Annotated in this window: 20 protein-coding genes; 13 read left to right on the top strand and 7 right to left on the bottom strand. The window is 69.1% G+C overall.

The window, feature by feature from the left end; translation table 11 throughout:
• Positions 1 to 43: 43 nt before the first annotated feature.
• The 6 genes from yajC to P3H15_RS06570 all read left to right on the top strand — a co-directional run bounded on the left by yajC (position 44) and on the right by P3H15_RS06570 (position 8,235).
• A complete protein-coding gene (gene yajC / locus P3H15_RS06595) occupies positions 44 to 421 on the top strand; it encodes a preprotein translocase subunit YajC (RefSeq protein WP_276136503.1) in 378 nt (125 codons plus the stop codon).
• Between the two features lie 143 nt (positions 422 to 564).
• Positions 565 to 2,235, top strand: a complete 1,671-nt coding sequence (secD, locus tag P3H15_RS06590; RefSeq protein WP_072942238.1) for a protein translocase subunit SecD — start codon at positions 565 to 567, stop codon at positions 2,233 to 2,235.
• Positions 2,232 to 3,458 (top strand): protein translocase subunit SecF, encoded by a 1,227-nt coding sequence (gene secF / locus P3H15_RS06585; RefSeq protein WP_276136502.1) that lies wholly within the window; start codon positions 2,232 to 2,234, stop codon positions 3,456 to 3,458. Before secD ends, secF begins: the two co-directional genes overlap by 4 nt.
• A 1-nt stretch (position 3,459) precedes the next feature.
• Positions 3,460 to 5,226 carry an ABC transporter substrate-binding protein gene (locus P3H15_RS06580; protein ID WP_276136501.1) on the top strand — a complete coding sequence of 589 codons (1,767 nt, stop codon included), beginning with the start codon at positions 3,460 to 3,462 and terminating at the stop codon, positions 5,224 to 5,226.
• A complete protein-coding gene (locus P3H15_RS06575; RefSeq protein WP_276136628.1) occupies positions 5,223 to 5,756 on the top strand; it encodes an adenine phosphoribosyltransferase in 534 nt (177 codons plus the stop codon). Before P3H15_RS06580 ends, P3H15_RS06575 begins: the two co-directional genes overlap by 4 nt.
• Positions 5,757 to 5,859: 103 nt before the next feature.
• Positions 5,860 to 8,235, top strand: a complete 2,376-nt coding sequence (locus tag P3H15_RS06570; RefSeq protein ID WP_072942231.1) for a bifunctional (p)ppGpp synthetase/guanosine-3',5'-bis(diphosphate) 3'-pyrophosphohydrolase — start codon at positions 5,860 to 5,862, stop codon at positions 8,233 to 8,235.
• Between the two features lie 78 nt (positions 8,236 to 8,313).
• Here P3H15_RS06570 and P3H15_RS06565 read toward each other — a convergent pair whose 3' ends face one another.
• Together P3H15_RS06565 and P3H15_RS06560 are read right to left on the bottom strand one after the other, a co-directional pair.
• Positions 8,314 to 9,108 carry a peptidylprolyl isomerase gene (locus P3H15_RS06565; protein ID WP_276136500.1) on the bottom strand — a complete coding sequence of 265 codons (795 nt, stop codon included), beginning with the start codon at positions 9,106 to 9,108 and terminating at the stop codon, positions 8,314 to 8,316.
• Positions 9,109 to 9,130: 22 nt separating this feature from the next.
• The gene (locus P3H15_RS06560) at positions 9,131 to 10,009 is read right to left on the bottom strand and encodes a peptidylprolyl isomerase (protein ID WP_072942228.1); all 879 of its coding nucleotides are present in this window, start codon (positions 10,007 to 10,009) and stop codon (positions 9,131 to 9,133) included.
• 177 nt (positions 10,010 to 10,186) lie between these two features.
• On the opposite strand from P3H15_RS06560, the gene P3H15_RS06555 reads away from it, so the two are divergent.
• From P3H15_RS06555 to P3H15_RS06545, 3 genes are read left to right on the top strand one after another with little or no spacing between them, the layout of a single operon-like run.
• The gene (locus tag P3H15_RS06555; RefSeq protein ID WP_174705493.1) at positions 10,187 to 10,867 is read left to right on the top strand and encodes an MBL fold metallo-hydrolase; all 681 of its coding nucleotides are present in this window, start codon (positions 10,187 to 10,189) and stop codon (positions 10,865 to 10,867) included.
• Between the two features lie 15 nt (positions 10,868 to 10,882).
• Positions 10,883 to 12,154, top strand: coding sequence for a histidine--tRNA ligase (gene hisS / locus P3H15_RS06550; protein WP_015890560.1), 1,272 nt, complete (start codon positions 10,883 to 10,885; stop codon positions 12,152 to 12,154).
• A complete protein-coding gene (locus tag P3H15_RS06545; protein ID WP_276136499.1) occupies positions 12,117 to 12,776 on the top strand; it encodes a hypothetical protein in 660 nt (219 codons plus the stop codon). The genes hisS and P3H15_RS06545 overlap by 38 nt, the downstream gene beginning before the upstream one ends.
• 4 nt (positions 12,777 to 12,780) lie before the next feature.
• Here the strand turns inward: P3H15_RS06545 and P3H15_RS06540 are convergent, their stop codons facing one another.
• Genes P3H15_RS06540 through P3H15_RS06530 form a run of 3 tightly spaced genes read right to left on the bottom strand, consistent with a single transcriptional unit; the run spans position 12,781 to position 15,281 of the window.
• Positions 12,781 to 14,187, bottom strand: coding sequence for a hypothetical protein (locus tag P3H15_RS06540; RefSeq protein WP_276136498.1), 1,407 nt, complete (start codon positions 14,185 to 14,187; stop codon positions 12,781 to 12,783).
• Complete coding sequence (locus P3H15_RS06535; RefSeq protein ID WP_276136497.1) at positions 14,184 to 14,513, bottom strand: type VII secretion target; 330 nt, start codon at positions 14,511 to 14,513, stop codon at positions 14,184 to 14,186. The genes P3H15_RS06540 and P3H15_RS06535 overlap by 4 nt, the downstream gene beginning before the upstream one ends.
• Positions 14,514 to 14,573: 60 nt before the next feature.
• On the bottom strand, positions 14,574 to 15,281 hold the full coding sequence (locus P3H15_RS06530; RefSeq protein ID WP_276136496.1) for a TetR/AcrR family transcriptional regulator: 708 nt from the start codon (positions 15,279 to 15,281) through the stop codon (positions 14,574 to 14,576).
• A 221-nt stretch (positions 15,282 to 15,502) separates the two neighbouring features.
• Here P3H15_RS06530 and P3H15_RS06525 point away from each other — a divergent pair, with 221 nt between their 5' ends.
• From P3H15_RS06525 to P3H15_RS06510, 4 genes are read left to right on the top strand one after another with little or no spacing between them, the layout of a single operon-like run.
• Entirely contained in the window at positions 15,503 to 17,041 is a 1,539-nt protein-coding gene (locus P3H15_RS06525; RefSeq protein WP_276136627.1) for an amino acid permease, read from the top strand.
• 1 nt (position 17,042) lies between these two features.
• Entirely contained in the window at positions 17,043 to 17,888 is an 846-nt protein-coding gene (locus P3H15_RS06520; RefSeq protein ID WP_276136495.1) for an urea amidolyase associated protein UAAP1, read from the top strand.
• The gene (locus P3H15_RS06515) at positions 17,885 to 18,541 is read left to right on the top strand and encodes an urea amidolyase associated protein UAAP2 (protein ID WP_276136494.1); all 657 of its coding nucleotides are present in this window, start codon (positions 17,885 to 17,887) and stop codon (positions 18,539 to 18,541) included. The genes P3H15_RS06520 and P3H15_RS06515 overlap by 4 nt, the downstream gene beginning before the upstream one ends.
• Positions 18,538 to 20,523, top strand: a complete 1,986-nt coding sequence (locus tag P3H15_RS06510; protein WP_276136493.1) for a 5-oxoprolinase/urea amidolyase family protein — start codon at positions 18,538 to 18,540, stop codon at positions 20,521 to 20,523. Before P3H15_RS06515 ends, P3H15_RS06510 begins: the two co-directional genes overlap by 4 nt.
• A 47-nt stretch (positions 20,524 to 20,570) precedes the next feature.
• On the opposite strand, the gene P3H15_RS06505 is transcribed toward P3H15_RS06510, so the two are convergent.
• The gene (locus P3H15_RS06505; RefSeq protein WP_276136492.1) at positions 20,571 to 21,047 is read right to left on the bottom strand and encodes an SRPBCC family protein; all 477 of its coding nucleotides are present in this window, start codon (positions 21,045 to 21,047) and stop codon (positions 20,571 to 20,573) included.
• Entirely contained in the window at positions 21,044 to 21,400 is a 357-nt protein-coding gene (locus P3H15_RS06500; protein WP_276136491.1) for a helix-turn-helix transcriptional regulator, read from the bottom strand. The genes P3H15_RS06505 and P3H15_RS06500 overlap by 4 nt, the downstream gene beginning before the upstream one ends.
• Positions 21,401 to 21,402 lie beyond the last annotated feature (2 nt).

Genomic DNA, 21,402 nt, shown 5'->3' with positions numbered 1-21,402 from the left:
CAGTGCTTCGGACCGTGCGACATACCTCGAGGTTGACTTACAGATGGATTTTCTCTTCCCGCTCCTGATTCTGGCGCTGCTCGTCCCGATGTTCCTGGGGATCCGCCGGCAGAAGAAGGAGGCGGCCAAGGTGACTGTTCTGCAGGACTCGCTCTCGGTGGGCGACCGCATCCTCACGACCGCCGGTCTGCACGGCACCGTCGTCGCGCTCGGCGACGACACGATCGACCTCGAGATCGCTCCCGGCGTGGTCACCACGTGGTCGCGTCTCGTCGTCCGCGAGCAGATCGTCGACTCCCCGCTGCAGGGTGACGGTGCCATCGACCACGAGTCGATCAGCACCGAAGCCCCCGACACCGACATCGTGCGCGAGGATCGTGAGAACGGCGGCGACACCACGCCGCGGCTGAACAAGGACTGACCGGCGCTTCCGCGCGGCACCCGCGCAACCGTCGCGTCGCAGGCGCCCGGGCGCGGTGACCGGGGCACAGCCCTGCGTCCGCCGGCCCCGTGCGCTGTGAGCGTTCCCACCCGAACTGCACGTACTGAGGAGACATAGAGATCGTGGCACCTTCCACAGGATCGGTGCATCCCGTCCGCTACCTCACCGTTTTCGCGGTGCTCGTGGCGGTTCTGTATGCCCTGGTGTTCTTCACCGGCGACAAGTCCGCGACACCCAAGCTGGGCATCGACCTGCAAGGTGGGACCCGAGTCACTCTCACCGCACGCACCCCGGACGGCAGCAAGCCGACGCCGGACAGCCTGCGGCAGGCGCAGGAGATCATCGAGACCCGTGTGAACGGACTCGGCGTGTCCGGCTCCGAGGTGGTCATCGACGGCGACAACCTGGTCATCACCGTCCCCGGCGACGACAGCGCCCAGGCCCGGTCGCTCGGCCAGACGGCGCGGTTGTACGTCCGCCCCGTCCAGACGTCGCAGGCCGCGGCCGCTCCCGGCACGCAGGCGCCCGCCGCCGGTGAGACACCGGCCCAGGCGCCCGCCGGAACCGAGACCCCCGCGCCGCAGAACCGGCCGTTCCCGGCACAGGACCCGTCCACGTCACCCGCGCCCGCCCCCACGGCGGAACCGGCGCCCACCGACGAGTCCGGGACCGAAACCGCCGAGGCGGCCGACGAGATCGCGGCCGCCCGGGCAACGCGCCAGAGCACCGACCCCGCCGTACAGCAGCAGGCCATGGCGACCCTCGACTGCAGCGTGCCCGACCCGTTGCGCGGCAACGACGACCCGGCTCTGCCGCTGGTCGCGTGCTCCACCGACGGTCAGGCCGTGTATCTGCTCGAACCGGCGATCATCGACGGCCAGGAGATCGCCGACGCGACGTCCGGGTACAACTCCCAGCAGTCGCGGCACGAGGTGAGCCTGACCTTCAAGTCCGAGGGCAGCAACACCTGGGCCACGTTCACGTCGCAGAACATCGGCAAGCAGGCCGCGTTCACACTCGACTCCAAGGTGGTGAGCGCGCCGGTCGTCCAGGGCGCGACACCCGCAGGCAGTTCGACGTCGATCACCGGTTCGTTCACCGCGGACAGCGCGAAGGAACTCGCCAACACCCTGAAGTACGGTTCGCTGCCGCTGTCGTTCGCGGCGTCGGAGGCCGAGACGGTATCCGCGACCCTGGGACTCGCCTCGCTCCAGGCCGGTCTCATCGCCGGTCTGGTGGGTCTGGTCCTGGTGCTGCTCTACTGCCTGCTCTACTACCGCATGCTCGGAGTGCTCACGGCGCTGTCCCTGGTCCTGTCCGGTGTGATGGTCTACGCGATCATGGTGCTGCTCGGCAGGTACATCAACTTCACCCTCGACCTCGCCGGCATCGCCGGTCTGATCATCGGTATCGGCATGACGGCCGACTCGTTCGTGGTGTTCTTCGAGAGAATCAAGGACGAGATGAGAGAGGGACGCAGTTTCCGGTCCGCGGTTCCGCGCGGCTGGGCGCGTGCGCGCCGGACCATCCTGTCCGGTAACGCGGTCAGCTTCATCGCCGCCGCGGTGCTGTACATCCTCGCGATCGGCCAGGTGCGCGGGTTCGCGTTCACCCTCGGCCTGACCACCATTCTCGACGTCGTCGTCGTGTTCCTGGTGACGTGGCCGCTGGTCCACCTGGCCTCGAAGTCGCCGTTCTGGTCGAGGCCGGGCGTCAACGGACTGGGTGCCGTGCAGCAGATCGCCAAGGAACGCAAGGCTGCCGCAGCGTCGGCGAAGGAGTCACGAGTATGAGCGAATCGACCACGTCGTCCAAGTCTGCGTCGCAGACGGACCCCGAGTCTTCGCTGTCCGATTCGGGCGTCAACCAGACATCGATGCCCCGGCACAGCTGGCTGTCCCGGCTGTACACCGGAACCGGCGCCTTCGAGGTGGTCGGCCGCCGCCGCTTCTACTACATCCTGACCGGCACGATCGTGCTGATCTCGCTGCTGAGCATCCTCCTCCGCGGATTCACCCTCGGTATCGACTTCGAGGGTGGATCGCGGATCCAGTTCCCCGCGGGCGACGGGGTCGACACCACACAGGTGGAGAACGTCTACTCCGACGCGCTGGGAATGGACCCCGTCTCGGTGCAGACCGTCGGCTCGGGTTCGAGTGCGACCGTGCAGATCCGCTCGGAGGCGCTCGACGCGGCCCAGGTGGTGAAGCTGCAGAACGCGCTGTACGACGAGTTCCAGCCGAAGGACAGTGACGGCACCGTCAACGAGAACGTGATCAGCGTCGCCGACGTCAGCGAGACGTGGGGAGGGCAGATCACCCAGAAGGCGCTGATCGCGCTGCTTGTATTCCTCGTGATCGTCAGTGTGTACATCGCCGTCCGGTTCGAGCGCGACATGGCGATCGCCGCGATCGTCGCATTGTTCTTCGACATCGCCGTCACCGCCGGTGTGTATTCGCTCGTCGGCTTCGAGGTGACCCCGGCGACCGTCATCGGCCTGTTGACGATTCTCGGTTTTTCGCTCTACGACTCGGTGGTGGTGTTCGACAAGGTCGAGGAGAACACCCGGGGAATTCTGCACCTGACCCGACGCACGTACGCCGAGCAGGCGAACCTCGCGGTCAACCAGACGTTGATGCGCTCGATCAACACCACACTGATCAGCGTGCTGCCGGTGCTCGCGCTGATGGTGGTCGCGGTGTGGATGCTCGGTGTCGGAACGCTGAAGGACCTGGCGCTGGTGCAGCTCGTCGGCATCATCGTCGGTGCGTACTCGTCGATCTTCTTCGCGACACCCTTGCTGGTCACCCTGAAGGAGCGGTGGGGTCCGGTGGCCGCGCACACGCGGAAGGTCCTCGCCCGACGGGCGACCCTGGCCGAAGGCGGAGCGCAGAAGGCCGGCGCGCCGGCTGCCGCATCCACCCCGGAGGCGGCCGTGCCGCGTTCCCGAACCGCGTCGACCGCACCTGCTCCGGGCTCACGTCCCACCGGGAAGCGCAACAAGAAGAGGCACTGACATGCCCGCATCGCACAGCACCCGGCGCGGTGCGCCCACCCGACGCGGCCGGACGGTGGCCGTGCCGGGTGCCGGTCTCCTCGCGGCCGTGCTCCTCGCAGGCACCCTCGTCGGATGCGCCGAGGAGGGCGAGCAGATCCCGTCGATCGGCTACGCCATCGACAACACCGTCACCACCTACAACGCGAACAGCGTCGCGGGTGCGGTGTCGGGGGCGCGTCAGGCGTTCGCGCGGGTCCTGCCCGGGTTCAACTACACCGGGCCCGAAGGCGGACCGGTGGCCGACACGGACATCGGCACCGCCAACGCGATGCCCGGGGACGCCCTCACCATCCAGTACAAGCTGAACCCCAACTCCGTCTACTCCGACGGCGTCCCGATGTCCTGCGACGACCTGGTGCTCACCTGGGCGGCGAACAGCGGCCGCTTCACCCGCCGGAACGACCAGGGCGCGACCGTCCCGATGTTCGATGCGGCGAGTACCGCCGGCTACACGGACATCGACCGGATCGACTGCCAGACCGGTGCGAAGGATGCCGTCGTCACGTTCAAGGGGGGACGGAACGTCACCGACTGGAAGTCGCTGTTCGGTGCGACGTCGATGATGCCGGCGCACGTCGTCGCCACTGCCACCGGCGTCCCCGACATCGTGTCCGCCGTGCAGAATTCGGACACCGCGGCCCTCACGCGCGTCGCGGACTTCTGGAACTCCGGATGGACGATGACACCGGGCGACCTCGACCTCGCGCTGTTCCCGGCGTCCGGCCCCTACAAGGTCGAATCGTTCTCCGCGGACGAGGGTCTGGTGCTGGTGGCCAACGACCGCTGGTGGGGGAACCGCCCCGCCACGTCCCGGATCGTGGTGTGGCCCAAGTCTTCCGACATCAGCGCGCGGATCGGTGACGGTGCGGTCGAGGTCGTCGACGTCGCCGCGGGATCGGCGCCGGACCTGGACCTCGGCGGGTTCGACGTGACCGAGGTTGCCTCCCGCAGCGTCGAGCAGTTCGTCCTGTCCACCTCGGGGCTGTTCGAGAACGCGGCGGGACGGCGGGCGTTCGCGGCCTGCCTGCCCCGCGACGAGCTGGCGACGAAATTCGGGCTCGCCGCGGAACCGGACGCGGACGGCGCCGGCTCCGGCGGTCCGGTCGACACCCGGGTCACCGCACCCGACAGTCTCGTCCACCAGTCGGTTGCCGGCGCTGTCGGCGGCCGGTACGAGACGGCGGACACGGCGGCGGCCACCGCCGCGCTCGCCGACACCGACAACACGTCGGCGACCGTCCGGATCGGATACCTGGGTCCGAACCCGCGGCGCGCCGACATCGTGTCCGCGGTCGCAGCGGCATGCGCGCCGGCCGGGATCACCGTGCAGGACGTCGCCTCGCCGGAGTTCACACCGTCGATGCTGCGCGGCGGGCAGGTGGACGTGGTGCTCGCGGGGACGGCGTCCGCCCCCGGTGCGGCAGGCACGGCCGCGGCCACCACCGCGATGTACGCTCTCCGCAGCGGAAACGGATCGAACTTCGGCGACTACAGCAACAGTCGCGTCGACCAGATCGTCGATCAGCTCGCCGTCGACGACTCGACCGCCACCCAGCTGTCGCTGTCGACGGAGGCCGAGAACATCCTCTGGTCGGACATGCCGACGGTGCCGCTGTCCGACCAGCCGCGGACCGTCGCGTTCGCGTCGGGTCTGCAGGCGGGAACGGTCAATCCGACTGTGTCGGGCGCCGGGTGGAACATGGACAGGTGGGTTCTGCGCCGGTGATCGATCATTCCGCGGCCCGTGACGCCGTCACCCGGCTCACCCGGTGGGCCGACGACTTCCCGCAACCCGGCGTGCGGTTCGCCGATCTGACGCCCGTCTTCTCCGACGCCGACGGTTTCCGCGTCGTCGTCGACGCGCTCGCCGCGTGCGCGCCGGCGGCGGAGGTGATCGCCGCCGTCGACGCGCGGGGGTTCCTCCTCGGCGGCGGCGTCGCCCGGGAGCTGGGATCCGGTGTGGTGGCCGTGCGGAAGTCGGGCAAACTGCCGCCGCCCGTGCTGTCGCAGTCGTACACCCTCGAATACGGAACGGCCACGCTGGAGATCCCGGCCGGATCGATCGGCCTGCAGGGACGCTCGGTGCTCGTCGTCGACGACGTCCTCGCCACCGGCGGCACCCTCGACGCGACGGCGCGGCTCGTGGAATCCGCAGGTGCCCGCGTGATCGGCATCGCCGTGGTCCTGGAGATCGCTGCGCTGGGCGGCCGGGAGCGCCTCGGAAAGTACCCGCTCACGTCCCTCGTCACAGTCTGAGTACTAAAGTTGGGCCTGGTGGTCGTCACGGCCACCGGGGCGCATGCCCGAGACCAACCAGGGCCCCAGAGCCCGAGCCATTTCAGTGGTAGGAGGTGACGGCATGACTTCGAATCTTGATCGGTCGCAGAACACGGGAACCCCCGCGTCTGCGCAATCCGATGCCGAGTCACCTGCAGCGAACCCGGCTTCCGGTAACAACCGTGGAGCACAGGGATTCGCCGTTCCGGCGTCCGCATCGCGCCGGGTACGAGCGCGACTCGCCAGGCGCATCACAGGTCAGCGGAACACGACCATCCGGCCGGTTCTCGAACCCCTCGTAAGTCTGCATCGCGAGCTCTACCCCAAGGCGGACCTGGCGCTCCTGCAGCGCGCCTACGACGTGGCCGAGGAACGGCACGCCAGCCAGCGCCGCAAGTCGGGCGACCCGTACATCACGCATCCGCTCGCCGTCGCCAGCATCCTCGCCGAACTGGGGATGGACACGACCACCCTGGTCGCGGCCCTGCTCCACGACACCGTCGAAGACACCGGCTACTCCCTCGACCAGCTGACCGACGAGTTCGGCGAAGAAGTCGCGCACCTCGTCGACGGCGTCACCAAACTCGACAAGGTGGTGCTCGGCAACGCCGCCGAGGGCGAGACCATCCGCAAGATGATCATCGCGATGGCCCGCGATCCGCGCGTGCTGGTGATCAAGGTGGCCGACCGGCTCCACAACATGCGGACCATGCGGTTCCTGCCACCCGAGAAGCAGGCCCGCAAGGCCCGCGAAACGCTCGAGGTGATCGCGCCGCTGGCCCACCGGCTCGGTATGGCCACCGTGAAATGGGAACTCGAAGACCTGTCCTTCGCGATCCTCCACCCCAAGAAGTACGACGAGATCGTGCGGCTCGTCGCCGACCGGGCGCCGTCCCGCGACACCTACCTGGCGAAGGTCCGCGCGGAGATCAACGCGACCTTGACCGCGTCGCGGATCAACGCGGTCGTCGAGGGCAGGCCCAAGCACTACTGGTCGATCTACCAGAAGATGATCGTCAAAGGCCGCGACTTCGACGACATCCACGACCTGGTCGGGGTGCGGATCCTGTGCGACGAGGTCCGCGACTGTTACGCGGCCGTCGGTGTCGTCCACTCGCTGTGGCAGCCGATGGCCGGCCGGTTCAAGGACTACATCGCGCAGCCGCGCTACGGCGTCTACCAGTCGCTGCACACCACCGTCGTCGGACCGGAGGGCAAACCCCTCGAGGTGCAGATCCGCACCCACGACATGCACCGGACCGCGGAGTTCGGCATCGCCGCGCACTGGCGGTACAAGGAGACCAAGGGCAGGCACTCCGGTGACGTCGCCGAGGTCGACGACATGGCGTGGATGCGTCAGCTCCTCGACTGGCAGCGTGAGGCCGCCGACCCGGGGGAGTTCCTGGAGTCGCTGCGCTACGACCTCGCGGTCAAGGAGATCTTCGTCTTCACCCCCAAGGGCGACGTGGTGACCTTGCCCGCCGGGTCGACACCCGTCGACTTCGCGTATGCGGTGCACACGGAGGTCGGGCACCGCTGTATCGGCGCCCGGGTCAACGGCAGGCTGGTGGCGCTCGAACGCAAGCTCGAGAACGGCGAGGTGGTGGAGGTCTTCACCTCCAAGGCCGTCAACGCCGGTCCGAGCCGCGACTGGCAGACGTTCGCCGTGTCGCCGCGCGCCAAGACGAAGATCCGGCAGTGGTTCGCCAAGGAACGCCGCGAAGAGGCGCTCGAGGCGGGCAAGGACGCTATCGCGAAGGAGGTGCGGCGGGTCGGCCTGCCGCTGCAGCGCCTGATGAACGCCGAGTCGATGGCGTCCATCGCACACGAACTGCACTACACCGACGTGTCGATGCTGTACACGGCGGTCGGTGAGAGTCACGTGTCGGCGCAGCACGTCGTTCAGCGTCTGGTGGCCCATCTGGGCGGGGTCGGCGACGTCGAGGAGGAGCTGGCCGAGCGGTCCACCCCGTCGACCATGCCGATGCGTCCGCGGAGCACCGGCGACGCGGGTGTGCTGGTTCCCGGCGCGGAGGGCACGGTTGCCAAACTCGCCAAGTGCTGCACACCCGTTCCCGGCGACGAGATCATGGGCTTCGTGACCCGGGGCGGCGCGGTCAGCGTCCACCGCACCGACTGCACCAACGCCGGCTCCCTGCAGGAGCAGTCGGAGCGGATCATCGAGGTCAAGTGGGCGCCGTCCCCGTCGTCGGTGTTCCTGGTGGCCATTCAGATCGAGGCGCTCGATCGGCACCGGTTGCTGTCGGACGTGACGAAGGCGCTCGCGGACGAGAAGGTCAACATCCTGTCGGCGTCGGTGACGACGTCCGGCGACCGGGTGGCGATCAGTAAGTTCACGTTCGAGATGGGCGACCCGAAGCACCTCGGGCACGTGCTGAACGTGGTCCGCAACGTCGAGGGCGTGTACGACGTGTACCGGGTGACGTCCGCCGCCTAGCGGTCGTCCCCGGCGACGAACGGGACGGTCGTTCGAGTAGATCGAACGACCGTCCCGTTCGTGCGGTCGGGTGCGGGGTCAGCCGACCTTCGCGGTCTCGATCTGCACCGGGGTGTTGGGCTTGCCGCCGCCTGCGGACATGGATCCGTCGTCGCCGTCCGCCGCGATCTTCTCGACGGTCGCGAGGCCCTCCTCGGAGATCGAACCGAAGACGGTGTAGTTGGGCGGGAGCACCGAGTCGGCGTAGACGAGGAAGAACTGGCTGCCGTTGCTGCCGGGCTGCCCGCTGTTGGCCATCGCGACGGTGCCGCGGGGGTAGACCACCGGATTCGCGAGTGCCGGATCGTTCGGCGCGAACGCGGTCTCCGGGTACTCCGTGTCGAATCCGTAGCCCGGGCCGCCGGTGCCCGCCCCGCTCGGGTCGCCGCACTGCAGCACTTGCAGACCCACTTCGGTCGTCAGCCGGTGGCAGGGGGTGTCGTCGAAGTACCCCTGCTGCGCCAGGCTCGTGAAGCTGTTCACCGTGCACGGGGCCTCGGCGCGGTCCAGGACCAGGCCGATCGGTCCGGCGCTGGTCTGGAGATCGACGGGAACCGTGCCCACCGTGGACACACCGGACGTGGGCGGCGGGGTGACGTCCTTGACGGCGGGCCGCCCCGCCGGGTAGGTGCAGTCGACGGTGGCCGCGGCGGGAGCCGGGACCGCGGGGAGCGTGCCGAACTTGGACAGGTCGAGCGACTGCTCCGCCGCGCTCGTGGCGGCCGCCTTCGACGAGGTGCCGGTCGACGAGCCGCCGGAGTCGGACGAATCCGAACAGCCGGCGAGGAGGACCGCGAGGCTCACGCCTGCGACGAGAATCGAGGTGCGTTTCATCGGTCCATCCTCACACGAGACGTCAGTCCATCCGGACGGACGTGATGTCGATGGGCAGGTTCGGCTTGCCGCCGCCGGCCTGCATCGATCCGTCGTCACCGGCCGCCGCCACCTTCTCGATGGTGGCGAGACCGGTCTCGTCGACCTTCCCGAACGCGGTGTACTGCGGGGGGAGCTGCGAGTCGGCGTAGACGAGGAAGAACTGGCTGCCGTTGCTGTCGGGCTGCCCGCTGTTGGCCATCGCGATCGTGCCGCGCGGGTACGTCACCGGAACCTGCAGCGCCGGATCCGACGCCTCGTACTGGTCGGTGGGGAATTCGTTGGCGAACCCGTAGCCCGGACCGCCGGTGCCCGCGCCGGTGGGGTCGCCGCACTGCAGGACCTTCAGTCCCTCGGACGTGACGAGCCGGTGGCAAGGGGTGTTGTCGAAGTAGTTCTGACTCGCCAGGCTCAGGAAGTTGTTGACCGTGCAGGGGGAGTCGGCGTTGTCCAGGACCAGACCGATGTTTCCCTGCGTCGTCTGCATGCTGACGCTGACTTCCCGGAGCGTGGTGTCGATCTCGTCGGTGCGCGGCGGGTTCACCTGCTTCGCCGGCGGCTGACTGTCGGGGGTGTACGTGCAGGACACCTTCTCGGGCAGCGGTTCGGACCGGCCTGCGGGCATCACACCGGGCGACTGCGGTGACGCCGACACCGACTCCGCCGCCGATGCCTCCGTCGCCTCGTCGTCGCCGCGGGTGAGGGAGAAGACGACGGCGCCGGCGGCCACCACGAGCACGACACCGAGCACCGAACCGGCGATGGTCAGCTGCTTACGCTTGCGTGCTCTGTCGGCGCGGCGTTCGAGCTGACGCTCGAGCTTTCGTTTCGCTGCTTCCCGGCGCTGCTCGTTGCTCGGCACTGCGGTGGTCCTCCCGTGTCGGTCTGGCTGGAAGTCGGTCGATAGGGCAGTTGGCCGGTGCGAACTGCCCCCGGCACACGACCTCCAGAGTCTGCCATCCGAACCTGAGAACATCCTGGCGGGGCGGCGGCTTAGGCTGTAGCGACTGCAATGACCACTCGAACAGGAGCGTCGCGCGTGCTCGTCACAGGATTCCCGGCCGGGATGTTTCAGACCAACTGCTACATCCTCGCGCAGGACGATGCCCCGGAATGCGTCGTCGTCGACCCAGGACAGGATGCCGCCGAACCGCTGTTCGAGTTCCTGGACCAGTCGAATCTGACCCCGACGGCGGTGCTGCTGACCCACGGACACCTCGACCACGTCTGGAACGCCTACGACGTCTGCGAGAAGTTCGGGATCCCCGCGTACATCCACCCCGAGGACCGCTACATGCTGTCGGACCCCGGCCGCGGCATCGGCCCGACGATGAAACCGTTCATCGAGGGCATGACGTTCGTCGAGCCCGGCGAGGTGATCGAACTGGCCGACGGCGACGTGATCGAGCAGGCCGGGATGTCGTTCGCCGTCGACCACACCCCCGGGCACACGCAGGGGTCCGTGGTGTTCCGCACCCGGGTCGTCACCGAGAACGGCCCCGTCGAGATCGCCCTCACCGGTGACACGCTGTTCCAGGGATCGATCGGCCGGAGCGACCTGCCCGGCGGCAACCACGAACAGTTGCTGCAGTCCATCGCCGACAAGCTTCTGGTCCTGGCCGACGACACGGCGGTCCTCCCCGGGCACGGCGGTTCGAGCACCGTCGGCGCCGAACGTGGGTCGAACCCGTTTCTCGTTGGACTCCCGGGATCGAAATAAGGAAAAGTAACGACAGTGAGCAAAGCCAGCACCTTCTCCGCCCCCAAGGGCGTCCCCGATTACGTCCCGCCGCAGTCGTCCGAGTTCGTCGCGGTCCGTGACGGACTCACGCGCGCTGCGCGTCTGGCCGGATACGGCCACATCGAACTTCCCATCTTCGAGGACACCGGGCTGTTCGCCCGCGGTGTCGGCGAGTCCACCGACGTCGTCAGCAAGGAGATGTACACGTTCGCCGACCGCGGTGACCGTTCGGTGACACTGCGGCCCGAGGGCACCGCGGGTGTCATGCGGGCCGTGATCGAGCACGGCCTGGACCGCGGCCAGTTGCCGGTCAAGCTGAGCTACGCCGGCCCGTTCTTCCGTTACGAGCGACCGCAGGCCGGCCGATACCGCCAGTTGCAGCAGGTCGGGGTCGAGGCCATCGGCGTCGACGACCCGGCACTCGACGCCGAGGTCATCGCCGTCGCCGACGCCGGTTTCCGCGGCCTCGGTCTCGAGGGTTTCCGGTTGGAGATCACGTCCCTCGGCGACGACACGTGCCGTCCGCAGTACCGGGAACGGTTGCAGGAGTTCCTGTTCGCGCTTCCCCTCGACGAGGAGACCCGTCGGCGGGCGGAGATCAACCCGCTGCGGGTGCTCGACGACAAGCGCAAGGAGGTGCGCGAGATGACGGCGGACGCCCCGCTCATGCTCGATCACCTCTCGGACACGGCGAAGGCGCACTTCGACGAGGTGCTCGCGCACCTCGACGCGCTGGGGGTGCCGTACGTGGTCAACCCGCGGATGGTCCGCGGCCTCGACTACTACACGAAGACGACGTTCGAGTTCGTTCACGACGGTCTCGGCGCGCAGTCGGGTATCGGCGGCGGCGGACGGTACGACGGTCTGATGGCCCAGCTGGGTGGTCAGCCGTTGTCCGGCATCGGTTTCGGGCTCGGCGTCGACCGCACCGTCCTGGCGCTCGCCGCGGAGGGCAAGACCGCGGGCTCGACGGCCCGCTGCGAGGTCTTCGGCGTCCCGCTGGGCGAGGAGGCGAAGGCGAAGCTGGTGGTGATCGCGCAGCAGTTGCGCGCCCAGGGAATTCGAGTCGATCTCGCGTACGGCAACCGCGGGGTGAAGGGCGCGATGAAGGCCGCCGACCGGTCCGGCGCCGCGCTGGCGCTGGTGCTCGGCGACCGCGACATCGCCGAGGGCACGGTGGGAATCAAGAATCTCGCCACCGGCGATCAGGAATCGGTGTCGTCGGCGGATGTTCTCGCGCGCGTCGGAGCCATCCTTGGCGCCTGACGACACCGCGCCGGTGTCGCTCGACCTCGTCCCGATCGCGTTGATCGCACCGCGGCTCAAGAAGGTCGCGGCGATCGCCGTGCTGATCGGTGTCGTGGTCGGCGTCGTCGTCGGGTTCTTCGGCCCGGTGTGGGTGGGCGTGACGGTCGGGGCCGTGATCGCAGTCCCGACCGCCGCGTCCGCGCTCCTCACATTGCGGCGTCGCATCACGCTGCAGGCCGGGCGGATCCGGTCGACGGGGGGTCTGCGCAGCCGGCGCGTCGACGTCACCCGCGCGGTGGCCGCGGAACTGGTGGTCCGTTCGGCCCGGGTCAGCGAGGTGAGTGTCCGGATCACGGATCCCGACGGGAGCCTCGCGATTCCGCTCGCCCTCTACACGACGGACGGCGGCCGGGAACTCGAGATCCTCGGGCTCCGCAGGCTGGCGGACGCCCTGACGACCAGTGAACTGGTACCGGCTGCGGCGATCGCGTCGGTCCTCATCGAGCAACTCCGCGCGGAAGCGCGCGGCGCGGCCCTCCCCGAACGCCCGCTGTTCCGGGCCGTGGAACTGGTGCGTTCGGAGGGTCGCGTGCCCACCACCACGCTCACCGATCACGAGGTGGCGGCACTGCTCGACTGAGCGATCAGCCGCGATCGCCGAACGCGGCGTCGTCGAGATCCTCGCCGCCGATCACGGCGGGCGCGACCATCGGCAGGTCGCCGGCGAACGCGTTGTTCTCGCCGGCGTTGACGAGGTAGCTCGGTGTGGACCGGCCGCTCAGCTGTTCGTCGCCGCCGCGCCCGGCGCCCGCCGTGCCGGCGCCGCCCATCCCGCCCATTGCCCCGCCCGGTGCGAGAGGGGACGAGGCGGCCGGAGTGGCGCCGGGTGCCGGAGCGGTGCCCGGTGTCGTCGGGCTCGCCGTCGCCGGGGGCACGACCGCCCCGGTAACCGCTCCGCGGGGTACCGAACCGCTTCCCGCCGAGGCGTTTCCGCCCGCGCCGCCGCCGTACATGCCGATGCCCGCGCCGCCGGCCGTGCCCACCGCGCCGGGTGCTGCGCCGACGGCACTGTGTGCCGGGGTGACGGCGGATTTCGCCGCGACGGTGTCGGCGGGCAGATCGGACGAGGAGACACTGGCCGCCTGGGTACTCGCCGACACCAGGTCGCCGACACCGTCGGTGACGGTGGAGATCATCGGCTTGCCCACGCCCTCGATCACGGTGGACGCGACGGTGAACGGCGACGTCGGTGCCGCTCCCCCCACGGCTCCTGGCGCCGGGGGCGGCGGAACCGGGACCGGCGTGGCGAGACCGTTCATCGTGAGGGTCTGCTCGTTCAGTTCGGTGCGGGTCTGCGTCACCACTCCGATGGCCGCCTTGATGTGCTCGGCCGCGGACGCGAGAAGCATCGCCTGCCCGGGCGGAGTCATCACCATCGGCGCGGCGGCGACCGCGGTGGCCGCGAACGACTCCGAGATCGTCATCAGGTTCGCATTGCCCCGCGCCACGGACGCGGCGGCGGTCTGGGTGGTGGTCGAGATCTCCGTGCCACGTTCGCTCAGTTCGGTGCCGCTCGCCTGGGCCTGCACACCCTGGGACTGCGCTGCCTGCGCCGCCTGACTCTGCCAGATCTGGTCGAGGACCTTCAGGCCCGACAAGCTCATCGAGATGGCCTGGTCGATCAGGCCCGAGGACATGTCGAGGACGGACGTCGGGTCGAATGCGCCGAACGTGCCGGTGCCGAAGCTCCCGGCGAGATCGGAGAGCGGCTTGAACAATTCGTCCACACCCGGCAGTGCGGGCAGAGCGTGCCCCTGCAGCAGTGCCTCGACCGGGTTCGGTGGCAGGGGCGGCAACGACGGCAGGGCCGGTAGCGGTGGCAGCTCACCGAGCGGCGCATCCAGCAACGGGCCGAGCGGGGAATTCTGCAGGGCCTCGAGCGGGGTGCTCGGCAGTGGTGTGGCGAGGGCGTCGCCGACGGGTGAGCCCTGGATCAGGTCGAGAACAGATCCGGGCTCGGCGGGATGACCGGCGGCTTCGGGGGAGGTCATGCGAGGCCCCCGAGTCCGTCGCCGACAGCGCCGAGCGCTGCGCTGTTGGCGCCGTCGACGGAGTCGTAGGACCGGGCGGTGGCGTCGGCCGCGATCGCGGTCTGCGCGTAGTGCGTTGCGAGTTCGGCGACCGATGTGGCGTGACTTGCCTGCGCGGCAGCGAAGGACGCGAGAAAGTCGGCTCCGATCGGGCCGAATACGGGCGCGAGCGCCGCGAGATTCGCGCCGAGATCGAGTGCGGCGGCGCTGCTGATCTGTTCGGCGGCCTGCGCAGCGGTGGCGCCGTATTTCCTGATGCCGTCCGTGACGACGAAGACTTCGCTCAAGATAACCCCCCAGTGACTAAGCGTTCGCCAGACTTTATCGCACGGGAGCGACATGCACGGCTAGAGGTGAAGGGGTGTTCCGCCCTCGGTCTCGGCGAGAAGTGCGCGCGACTTCGCCCGGATTTCGTCCAGCGGTTCCGTCCATCCGAGTGCGCGGAGGCAGGCGTCGGCGAGGAGTCCGGCAGCGCCCTCGTTCTCGGGCCCGGGCAGCAGTCCGCGTTCGATGTCGGCGCGGGTTGCGATGGCGCTCTCGACGATTCGGAACGGCAGGTCGGCCAGGGCGGGGGAGGTGTCGGCGGAGACGGCGGTGATTTCCGTGAGCGCCCGCTCCGCCAGCAGCCGGTAGTGGCCGCGCAGCCGGGTGCGCTGGGTGCGGAACGGCTCGAATCGATCGGTCAGCAGTTCCGGGAGAAGGTACAGCGCACCGAGATTCCATCTGGTGGCCGTGAGTTGCGTGACGTCGTAGGTGGCGAGCGCGTGCAGGCGCACCGTGGCGGGGGCGTCGGCGCCGGTGAGCCGCTCGGCGGCGGCGAGCGCGGGGGAGACCGTTTCCTCGAGCAGCGCCGCCAGGATCTCCTCCTTGTTGGGAAAGTGGTGGTAGAGCGACGCCTGCCGGATGCCGACCATCTCCGCGATCCGCCGGGTCGAGGTGGCGGCGAAACCCTTGGTGGTGAACAACTCTCCGGCGGCGTCGAGGATCTCCTCGGGAGTGGTCTGCCCTGGTCTGCGCTGACTGGTCAGTCGGGGTCGTCCCGGCCCTGTGGTCACCGCTCCATGATGTCAGGTCGCGTCCGGAGCCGACCCCGACCACCCTCCGTGAGGGTTTCGTCACGCGGCCGAAACGTAGGCAACGATGCTGTTACGGCCGATCGCGATCTGGATACGCGGGCGTCACCCATCGAGGCCTCTCCGCGAGAAAACTATCGAGCGACAGATATTGCCCTCGCCGAAGGAGTACGCCCTTGAGTACACCCACAAGGACTGCGCAGGTGCCGACCGCGCCGGCTCCCGCATCTCTCCGCCCGTCCGGCGTCGACGACACGGGCGACCTCGGCGAATTCGGCTACGAGCAGCAGCTCCACCGCTCCCTGGGCAAGTTCGCGTCGTTCGCCGCCGGCTTCTCGTTCGTCTCCATCCTCACCACCATCTTCCAGCTCTTCGGGCTCGGATTCGGGTTTGCCGGGCCCGCCTTCTTCTGGACGTGGCCGGTGGTGTTCGCCGGCCAGTTCATGGTGGCGCTCAACTTCGCCGAACTCGCCGCCCGGTACCCCATCTCGGGGGCGATCTACCAGTGGTCTCGCCGGATGGGCGGCGAGGTGGTCGGCTGGTTCGCCGGATGGTTCATGATCCTCGCGCAGATGGTGACGGCGTCCGCCGCGGCCATCGCCCTGCAGGTCGTTCTCCCCAACGTGTGGAGCGGATTCCAGATCATCGGGGAGGACAGCACACTGACGTCCGCGAGCGGTGCCGCCAACGCGGTGCTCCTCGGCTCCGTCCTGCTCATGCTGACCACGTTCATCAACTGCATCGGCGTCAACTGGATGTCCCGGATCAACAACATCGGTGTGACCTGCGAGATCGTCGGGGTCATCGCGGTGGTCGGGATGTTTCTCACTCACGCCCGGCGCGGACCGGGCGTCGTGTTCGACACCGGTACGGCGGGTGCGTCGCCCGGCTACGGATGGGCGTGGATCGTGTCGGGGCTGATGGCGGCCTACGTGATGGTCGGGTTCGGTTCGGCGGGCGAACTCGCCGAGGAGACCAGGAACCCGCGCCGGGTCGCGCCGCGCACGATCCGCCTCGCGCTGTCCGTGTCGGCGCTCGGCGGCGGGCTGATGATCATCGGCGCGCTGATGGCCGCGCCGAGCCTGACGGACGGCCGTCTCGCCGCCGAGGGACTGCCGTACGTGCTCTCGTCGATCCTCAGCTCCCCGTGGGGAACCCTGCTCCTCGTCGACGTCGCGATCGCCGTCTTCGTCTGCACGCTCGCCATCCAGACGGCGGCATCGCGGCTGGTGTTCTCGATGGCCCGGGACGGCCGGCTGCCGGCCTCGCGGATTCTGTCGACGGTGAACCCCCGCACCGGAACCCCCATCGCGCCGTCCGTGCTGATCGGCCTCGTGTGCATCGGCATCCTCGCCGTCAACGTCGGGAACTCCGCGATCTTCGCGACCCTCTCGAGCGTCTGCATCATCCTGATCTACCTCGCCTACCTGATGGTCACGGTGCCGCTCCTGCTGCGCAGGCTGAAGGGCTGGCCGCACGGGGGACCGCAGGTCGACGCGGACGGTCGGACGCTGTTCTCGCTGGGACGGTTCGGACTGCCCGTGAACATCCTGGCCGTCGGCTACGGCGCGCTGATGGTCGTCAACCTGTCCTGGCCGCGCGCCGAGATCTTCGACCCCAGTGGCGACTACCCCCTCCTGCGGTGGGCCGCCCCCGTCACCGTCGCCGCCGTGGTCGCGCTCGGGGTCGCGTGCTTCCCGCGCGGCCGCACGACCCCCAACCCCGTCACGATCGGAGCCTGACATGACCTCAGTGGACACCTCGACCACCAGCGCCGCGAAGGAACACGCGCGTGCCCAGTCGGGCGTGGTCACCGACTCGATGCCGGTGGTCCCCGCGTCGTCCTGGACCACCCCGCCGTCCGGTGTCGATCCGGCGCTGCTCACGTGGGCGGAGACCGTTCCCGGCGGCCGGTACACCACGAAGGTGCTGGGCCGCGGCACCCGACTGCGACTGCGCGACCTCGACGGCCGGGCCTGCGCCCACCTGCTGTTGTACCGGGCGGACGCGCCGTGGGAGCGGCTCAACGTCGCCGACACGGTGAAGGTGCCGTGGCAGGCGTACACGGGGACCGGGCATCCGCTCCTCTCCGACCAGGGGCGCGTCCTCGCGACCGTGGTGTCGGACGGGTCCGGCCGGCACGATGCCCTCTGCGGCACCACCTCGCTCGCCACGAACACCGCGAAATACGGTGACGGCAGCCTGCATTCGGGGTCTCCCGCCGGCCGTGAACTCTTCACCGTGGCGGCCGCGAAGCACGGGCTCGAGCGTCGCGACCTCCCGCCCTCGCTGTCGTTCTTCCACGGGGTGCGGGTGGGTGCGGACGGATCGCTGAGCAGCATCGGATCCGCCGGCGCGGACACCGCCGTCGACCTCGTGATCCACCTCCCGGTGATCGTCCTGATCGCCAACACGGCGCACCCCCTGGATCCGTCGCCGACGTACGACACGACCGCGCTCGAAGTGCTCGCCTGGACCGGCGCCGACGTGGCCGAGCCCGTCGACGCCGACCCGGAGTACCGGCGCGCCTTCCTCAACACCGAAGACGTCTGGGCTGCAGCGCAGCGCCAGGGACGGGAGCAGGCATGACCACCACCATCGAGACTGCGCCGCTGGTACCGGGAACGGTGATCCTGGACGAGGAGGTCGGCGCCCGCGGACCCTGGTCCGCCGTCGTCGCGGCCGGCGACGTCCTGACCATCGTGGATCTGTACGGCAACCAGGCCGTCGACACCCTGATCTACGCGGCCGACGACCACCGGCAGCGCTACTCGGCCGCCGCGACGGTGTCGGCGCAGCGAAATCTGTTCCTGACCACGGGAAGTGTGCTCCGCACCGACGATCACGACGCGCTGATGACACTCGTCGCCGACGAGGTCGGCTCGCACGACACGGTGGGCGGCGCCTGCTCCCAGGAGTCGAACACCCTGAGGTACGGCCACCACACCAAGCATCAGCACGCCTGCGTCGAGAACTTTCTCGCGGAAGGGTCGCGGTGGGGGATCGGCAAGCGGGATCTGGTGTCGAACATCAACTTCTTCATGAACGTCCCCGTCGACGCCGACGGCACACTCGGCATCGTCGACGGCCTGTCCGCACCCGGCCGCAGGCTCGCGCTCAGCGCGGACCGCGACGTTCTGGTACTGGTGTCCAATTGTCCGCAGATCAACAACCCCTGTAACGGTTTCGACCCGACACCGGTGCGGATGATCGTGACCCGGCCGGCGGGAGCTCCCGCATGAGCGCCAAGATCACGGTTCAGCGGCCCGGCATGCTCACCACGGTCCAGGACTTCCCGGGCCGGATCGGCTACTGGCACGTCGGGGTACCGCCGTCAGGTCCGATGGACGACCTGTCGTTCCGGCTCGGGAACACCGCGCTCGGCAACGACGAGGGCGCCGCCGGAATCGAATGCGCCATGTCCGGCCCCGCGTTGCAGTTCGACGAGGAGACGGTGGTCTGCGTGACCGGTGCGCCCGCCCCGGTCACCGTCGACGGCGTGCTGCACGCGCAGTGGCGACCGGTACGGGTTCCGGCGGGCGGGACCCTGGACGTCGGCGCGGTCGCCGGACCCGGGCTGCGCATCTACCTCCTCGTCCAGGGCGGGCTCGACATCGACGACTTCCTCGGCAGCGCCTCGACTTTCACACTGGGCAAGTTCGGCGGTCATCAGGGCCGCACGCTGCGCCAGGGCGATGTGCTCGCGGTCGGTGAGCACGACGGCACCCGCGCGGCCGCCGTTCCCGCAGAACACGTCCCCGCCCTGTGCAGTCGCTGGGAGATCGCGGTCACCGAGGGCCCACACGGCGCACCCGAATTCTTCACCCGCGCCGACATCGACACGCTGTACCGGACCGACTACGAGGTGCATTTCAACTCGGACCGCACCGGGGTGCGGCTGATCGGGCCCAAACCCGACTGGGCTCGCACGGACGGCGGCGAGGCAGGACTGCACCCGTCCAACATCCACGACAACGCGTATTCGGTCGGCGCCCTGGACTTCACGGGAGACACCCCGATCCTCCTGGGTCCGGACGGGCCGAGTCTCGGCGGGTTCGTGTGCCCCGTCACGGTCGTCTCCGCGGAACGCTGGAAGCTCGGACAACTGGCCCCCGGCGACAGGGTGCGCTTCGTGCCGATTCGGGCCGACCGGGCCGCGTCCACGCGTGCGCTGGGGACTGCCCGGCGGGCGGCGTTCTCGACGGTCTTCTCCACCACCGGTGACCGGGACGACGGCGTGATCGCCCGGCGCGACGGTGAGACCGCGGTGACGTACCGGCGGTCCGGCGACGACAATGTGCTGGTCGAATACGGCGACATGAGCCTCGACCTCGCACTGCGGGCCCGCGCACACGCGCTGCACCAGCGGCTCGAGGTCGAGAAACCGGCCGGGCTCCTCGACCTGACACCGGGCATCCGGTCGCTGCAGGTGCGGGTCGACCCCGACGTGCTGCCGATCCCGAAGCTGATGGGGCTGCTCGCCGAGGCGGAGGACGCGCTGCCCGCGGCGAACGAACTCGTCGTGCCGAGCCGCTCCGTGCGGATGCCGCTGTCGTGGGACGACCCCTCGACGCGTGAGGCGATCCAGCGGTACATGCACGGTGTCCGCGCCGACGCGCCGTGGTGCCCGTGGAACATCGAATTCATTCGTCGCATGAACGGCCTCGGCAGTGTCGACGACGTCTTCGACACCGTCTTCGGGGCGGAGTACATGGTGCTCGGACTCGGCGACGTCTACCTCGGCGCGCCCGTCGCGACACCTCTGGACCCGCGGCATCGGCTGGTCACCACGAAGTACAACCCCGCCCGCACGTGGACGCCGGAGAACGCGGTCGGCATCGGTGGGGCGTACCTGTGCATCTACGGGATGGAGGGCCCCGGCGGCTACCAGTTCGTCGGCCGCACCACCCAGGTGTGGAACCATCGGCACCCCGAGAAGTCCGGACCGTTCGAGGACGGCACCCCCTGGCTGCTGCGCTTCTTCGACCGGATCTCCTGGTACCCCGTGGAACCGGACGAGCTGATGGACCTGCGATCCGACGTCGCCGCCGGCCGCGGCGGCGGAATCGAGATCACGGAGGGCACGTTCTCGCTCGCCGAGCACCAGCGGTTCCTCGCGGCCAATGCCGAATCGATCGGCGGATTCCGAGCCGAACAGGCCGTCGCGTTCGCCGCTGAGCGGCAACGATGGTCCGCGGCAGGGGAATTCGCGACGGTGGGCTGATCGCTCGTCACGCGCCCAAGACTCTTGCGCATGTCCGGCCTCCTCGGTTACGCCTGTCGCTCGGCGAGTTCGGCGAGTTGCTCCGTGACGGTGCCCCAGCCGTCGTAGAAGCCCATTTCTTCGTGGGTGTTCCGGTCCGCGTTGTTCTTGTGCATCACGTGGGCGACGTATTCGGTGCCCGTCGGATGGTCGGTCATCGTGATGATCGCGGTCATGAACGGCTGTTCGGCGGGGCGCCAGCCACCGACGAGGGAGTTGGTGAACACGATGCGTTCGAGTTCGTCGACGGCGAGAAAGCAGCCGTTCATGTGGGGCACGAATTCGCCGTCGTCTTCGCTGATCTGGGTGGTGAGCGCGCCGCCCGGGCGTAGTTCCATGTCGACGACCCGGCACCGGGAAGGCGCGGGGACCCACCATTGTTCGAAGCTGGCAGGGTCGGTCCAGGCGCGCCACACGACGGCCCGGGGCGCCCGGATGATGCGCGAAATCGTGAGGTCGAGATCGGGTCTCGCAGTGTCGGTCATTGCGGTGTGTCCTTCGCGTGAGGGATGACTGTGTGTTCGGTGACGAATTGTTCGAGCCTGTCGGTGCGGCCCTCCCAGAGTTCCTGTTGCTCCGCGAGCCAGAATTCGACCGCCGTGAACGGCGCCTTCTCGATCGCGCACGTCCGTACCCGGCCTTCCTTGCGTGTCCGGATCCACCCGCTGTCCTCCAGGAAGTGGATGTGCTTCATGAAGGAGGGCAGGGCCATGTCGAACGGTTTCGCCAGTTCGCTGACCGTCGCCGGGCCGCGGCTCAGGCGGCCCAGCACGGCCCGCCGGGTGGGGTCGGCGAGCGCTTGGAAGATGCCGTTGAGCTGCTCCGGATACTGAGCCACAA

The organism is Rhodococcus sp. T2V (genome assembly GCF_029269925.1).
Taxonomy (GTDB): domain Bacteria; phylum Actinomycetota; class Actinomycetes; order Mycobacteriales; family Mycobacteriaceae; genus Rhodococcus_F; species Rhodococcus_F koreensis.
The sequence above is the reverse complement of the archived record's forward strand: the minus strand, read 5'-3'. Positions and strand labels throughout refer to the sequence as shown.

What these genes read in the sequence shown, in the direction of transcription:
- yajC (WP_276136503.1), top strand. Translation starts at nt 44, where the DNA reads ATGGATTTTCTCTTCCCGCTCCTGATTCTGGCGCTGCTCGTCCCGATG.
- secF (WP_276136502.1), top strand. Translation starts at nt 2,232, where the DNA reads ATGAGCGAATCGACCACGTCGTCCAAGTCTGCGTCGCAGACGGACCCC.
- P3H15_RS06580 (WP_276136501.1), top strand. Translation starts at nt 3,460, where the DNA reads ATGCCCGCATCGCACAGCACCCGGCGCGGTGCGCCCACCCGACGCGGC.
- P3H15_RS06570 (WP_072942231.1), top strand. Translation starts at nt 5,860, where the DNA reads ATGACTTCGAATCTTGATCGGTCGCAGAACACGGGAACCCCCGCGTCT.
- P3H15_RS06565 (WP_276136500.1), bottom strand. Translation starts at nt 9,108, where the DNA reads ATGAAACGCACCTCGATTCTCGTCGCAGGCGTGAGCCTCGCGGTCCTC.
- P3H15_RS06545 (WP_276136499.1), top strand. Translation starts at nt 12,117, where the DNA reads ATGTTCTCGCGCGCGTCGGAGCCATCCTTGGCGCCTGACGACACCGCG.
- P3H15_RS06540 (WP_276136498.1), bottom strand. Translation starts at nt 14,187, where the DNA reads ATGACCTCCCCCGAAGCCGCCGGTCATCCCGCCGAGCCCGGATCTGTT.
- P3H15_RS06520 (WP_276136495.1), top strand. Translation starts at nt 17,043, where the DNA reads ATGACCTCAGTGGACACCTCGACCACCAGCGCCGCGAAGGAACACGCG.
- P3H15_RS06515 (WP_276136494.1), top strand. Translation starts at nt 17,885, where the DNA reads ATGACCACCACCATCGAGACTGCGCCGCTGGTACCGGGAACGGTGATC.
- P3H15_RS06510 (WP_276136493.1), top strand. Translation starts at nt 18,538, where the DNA reads ATGAGCGCCAAGATCACGGTTCAGCGGCCCGGCATGCTCACCACGGTC.
- P3H15_RS06505 (WP_276136492.1), bottom strand. Translation starts at nt 21,047, where the DNA reads ATGACCGACACTGCGAGACCCGATCTCGACCTCACGATTTCGCGCATC.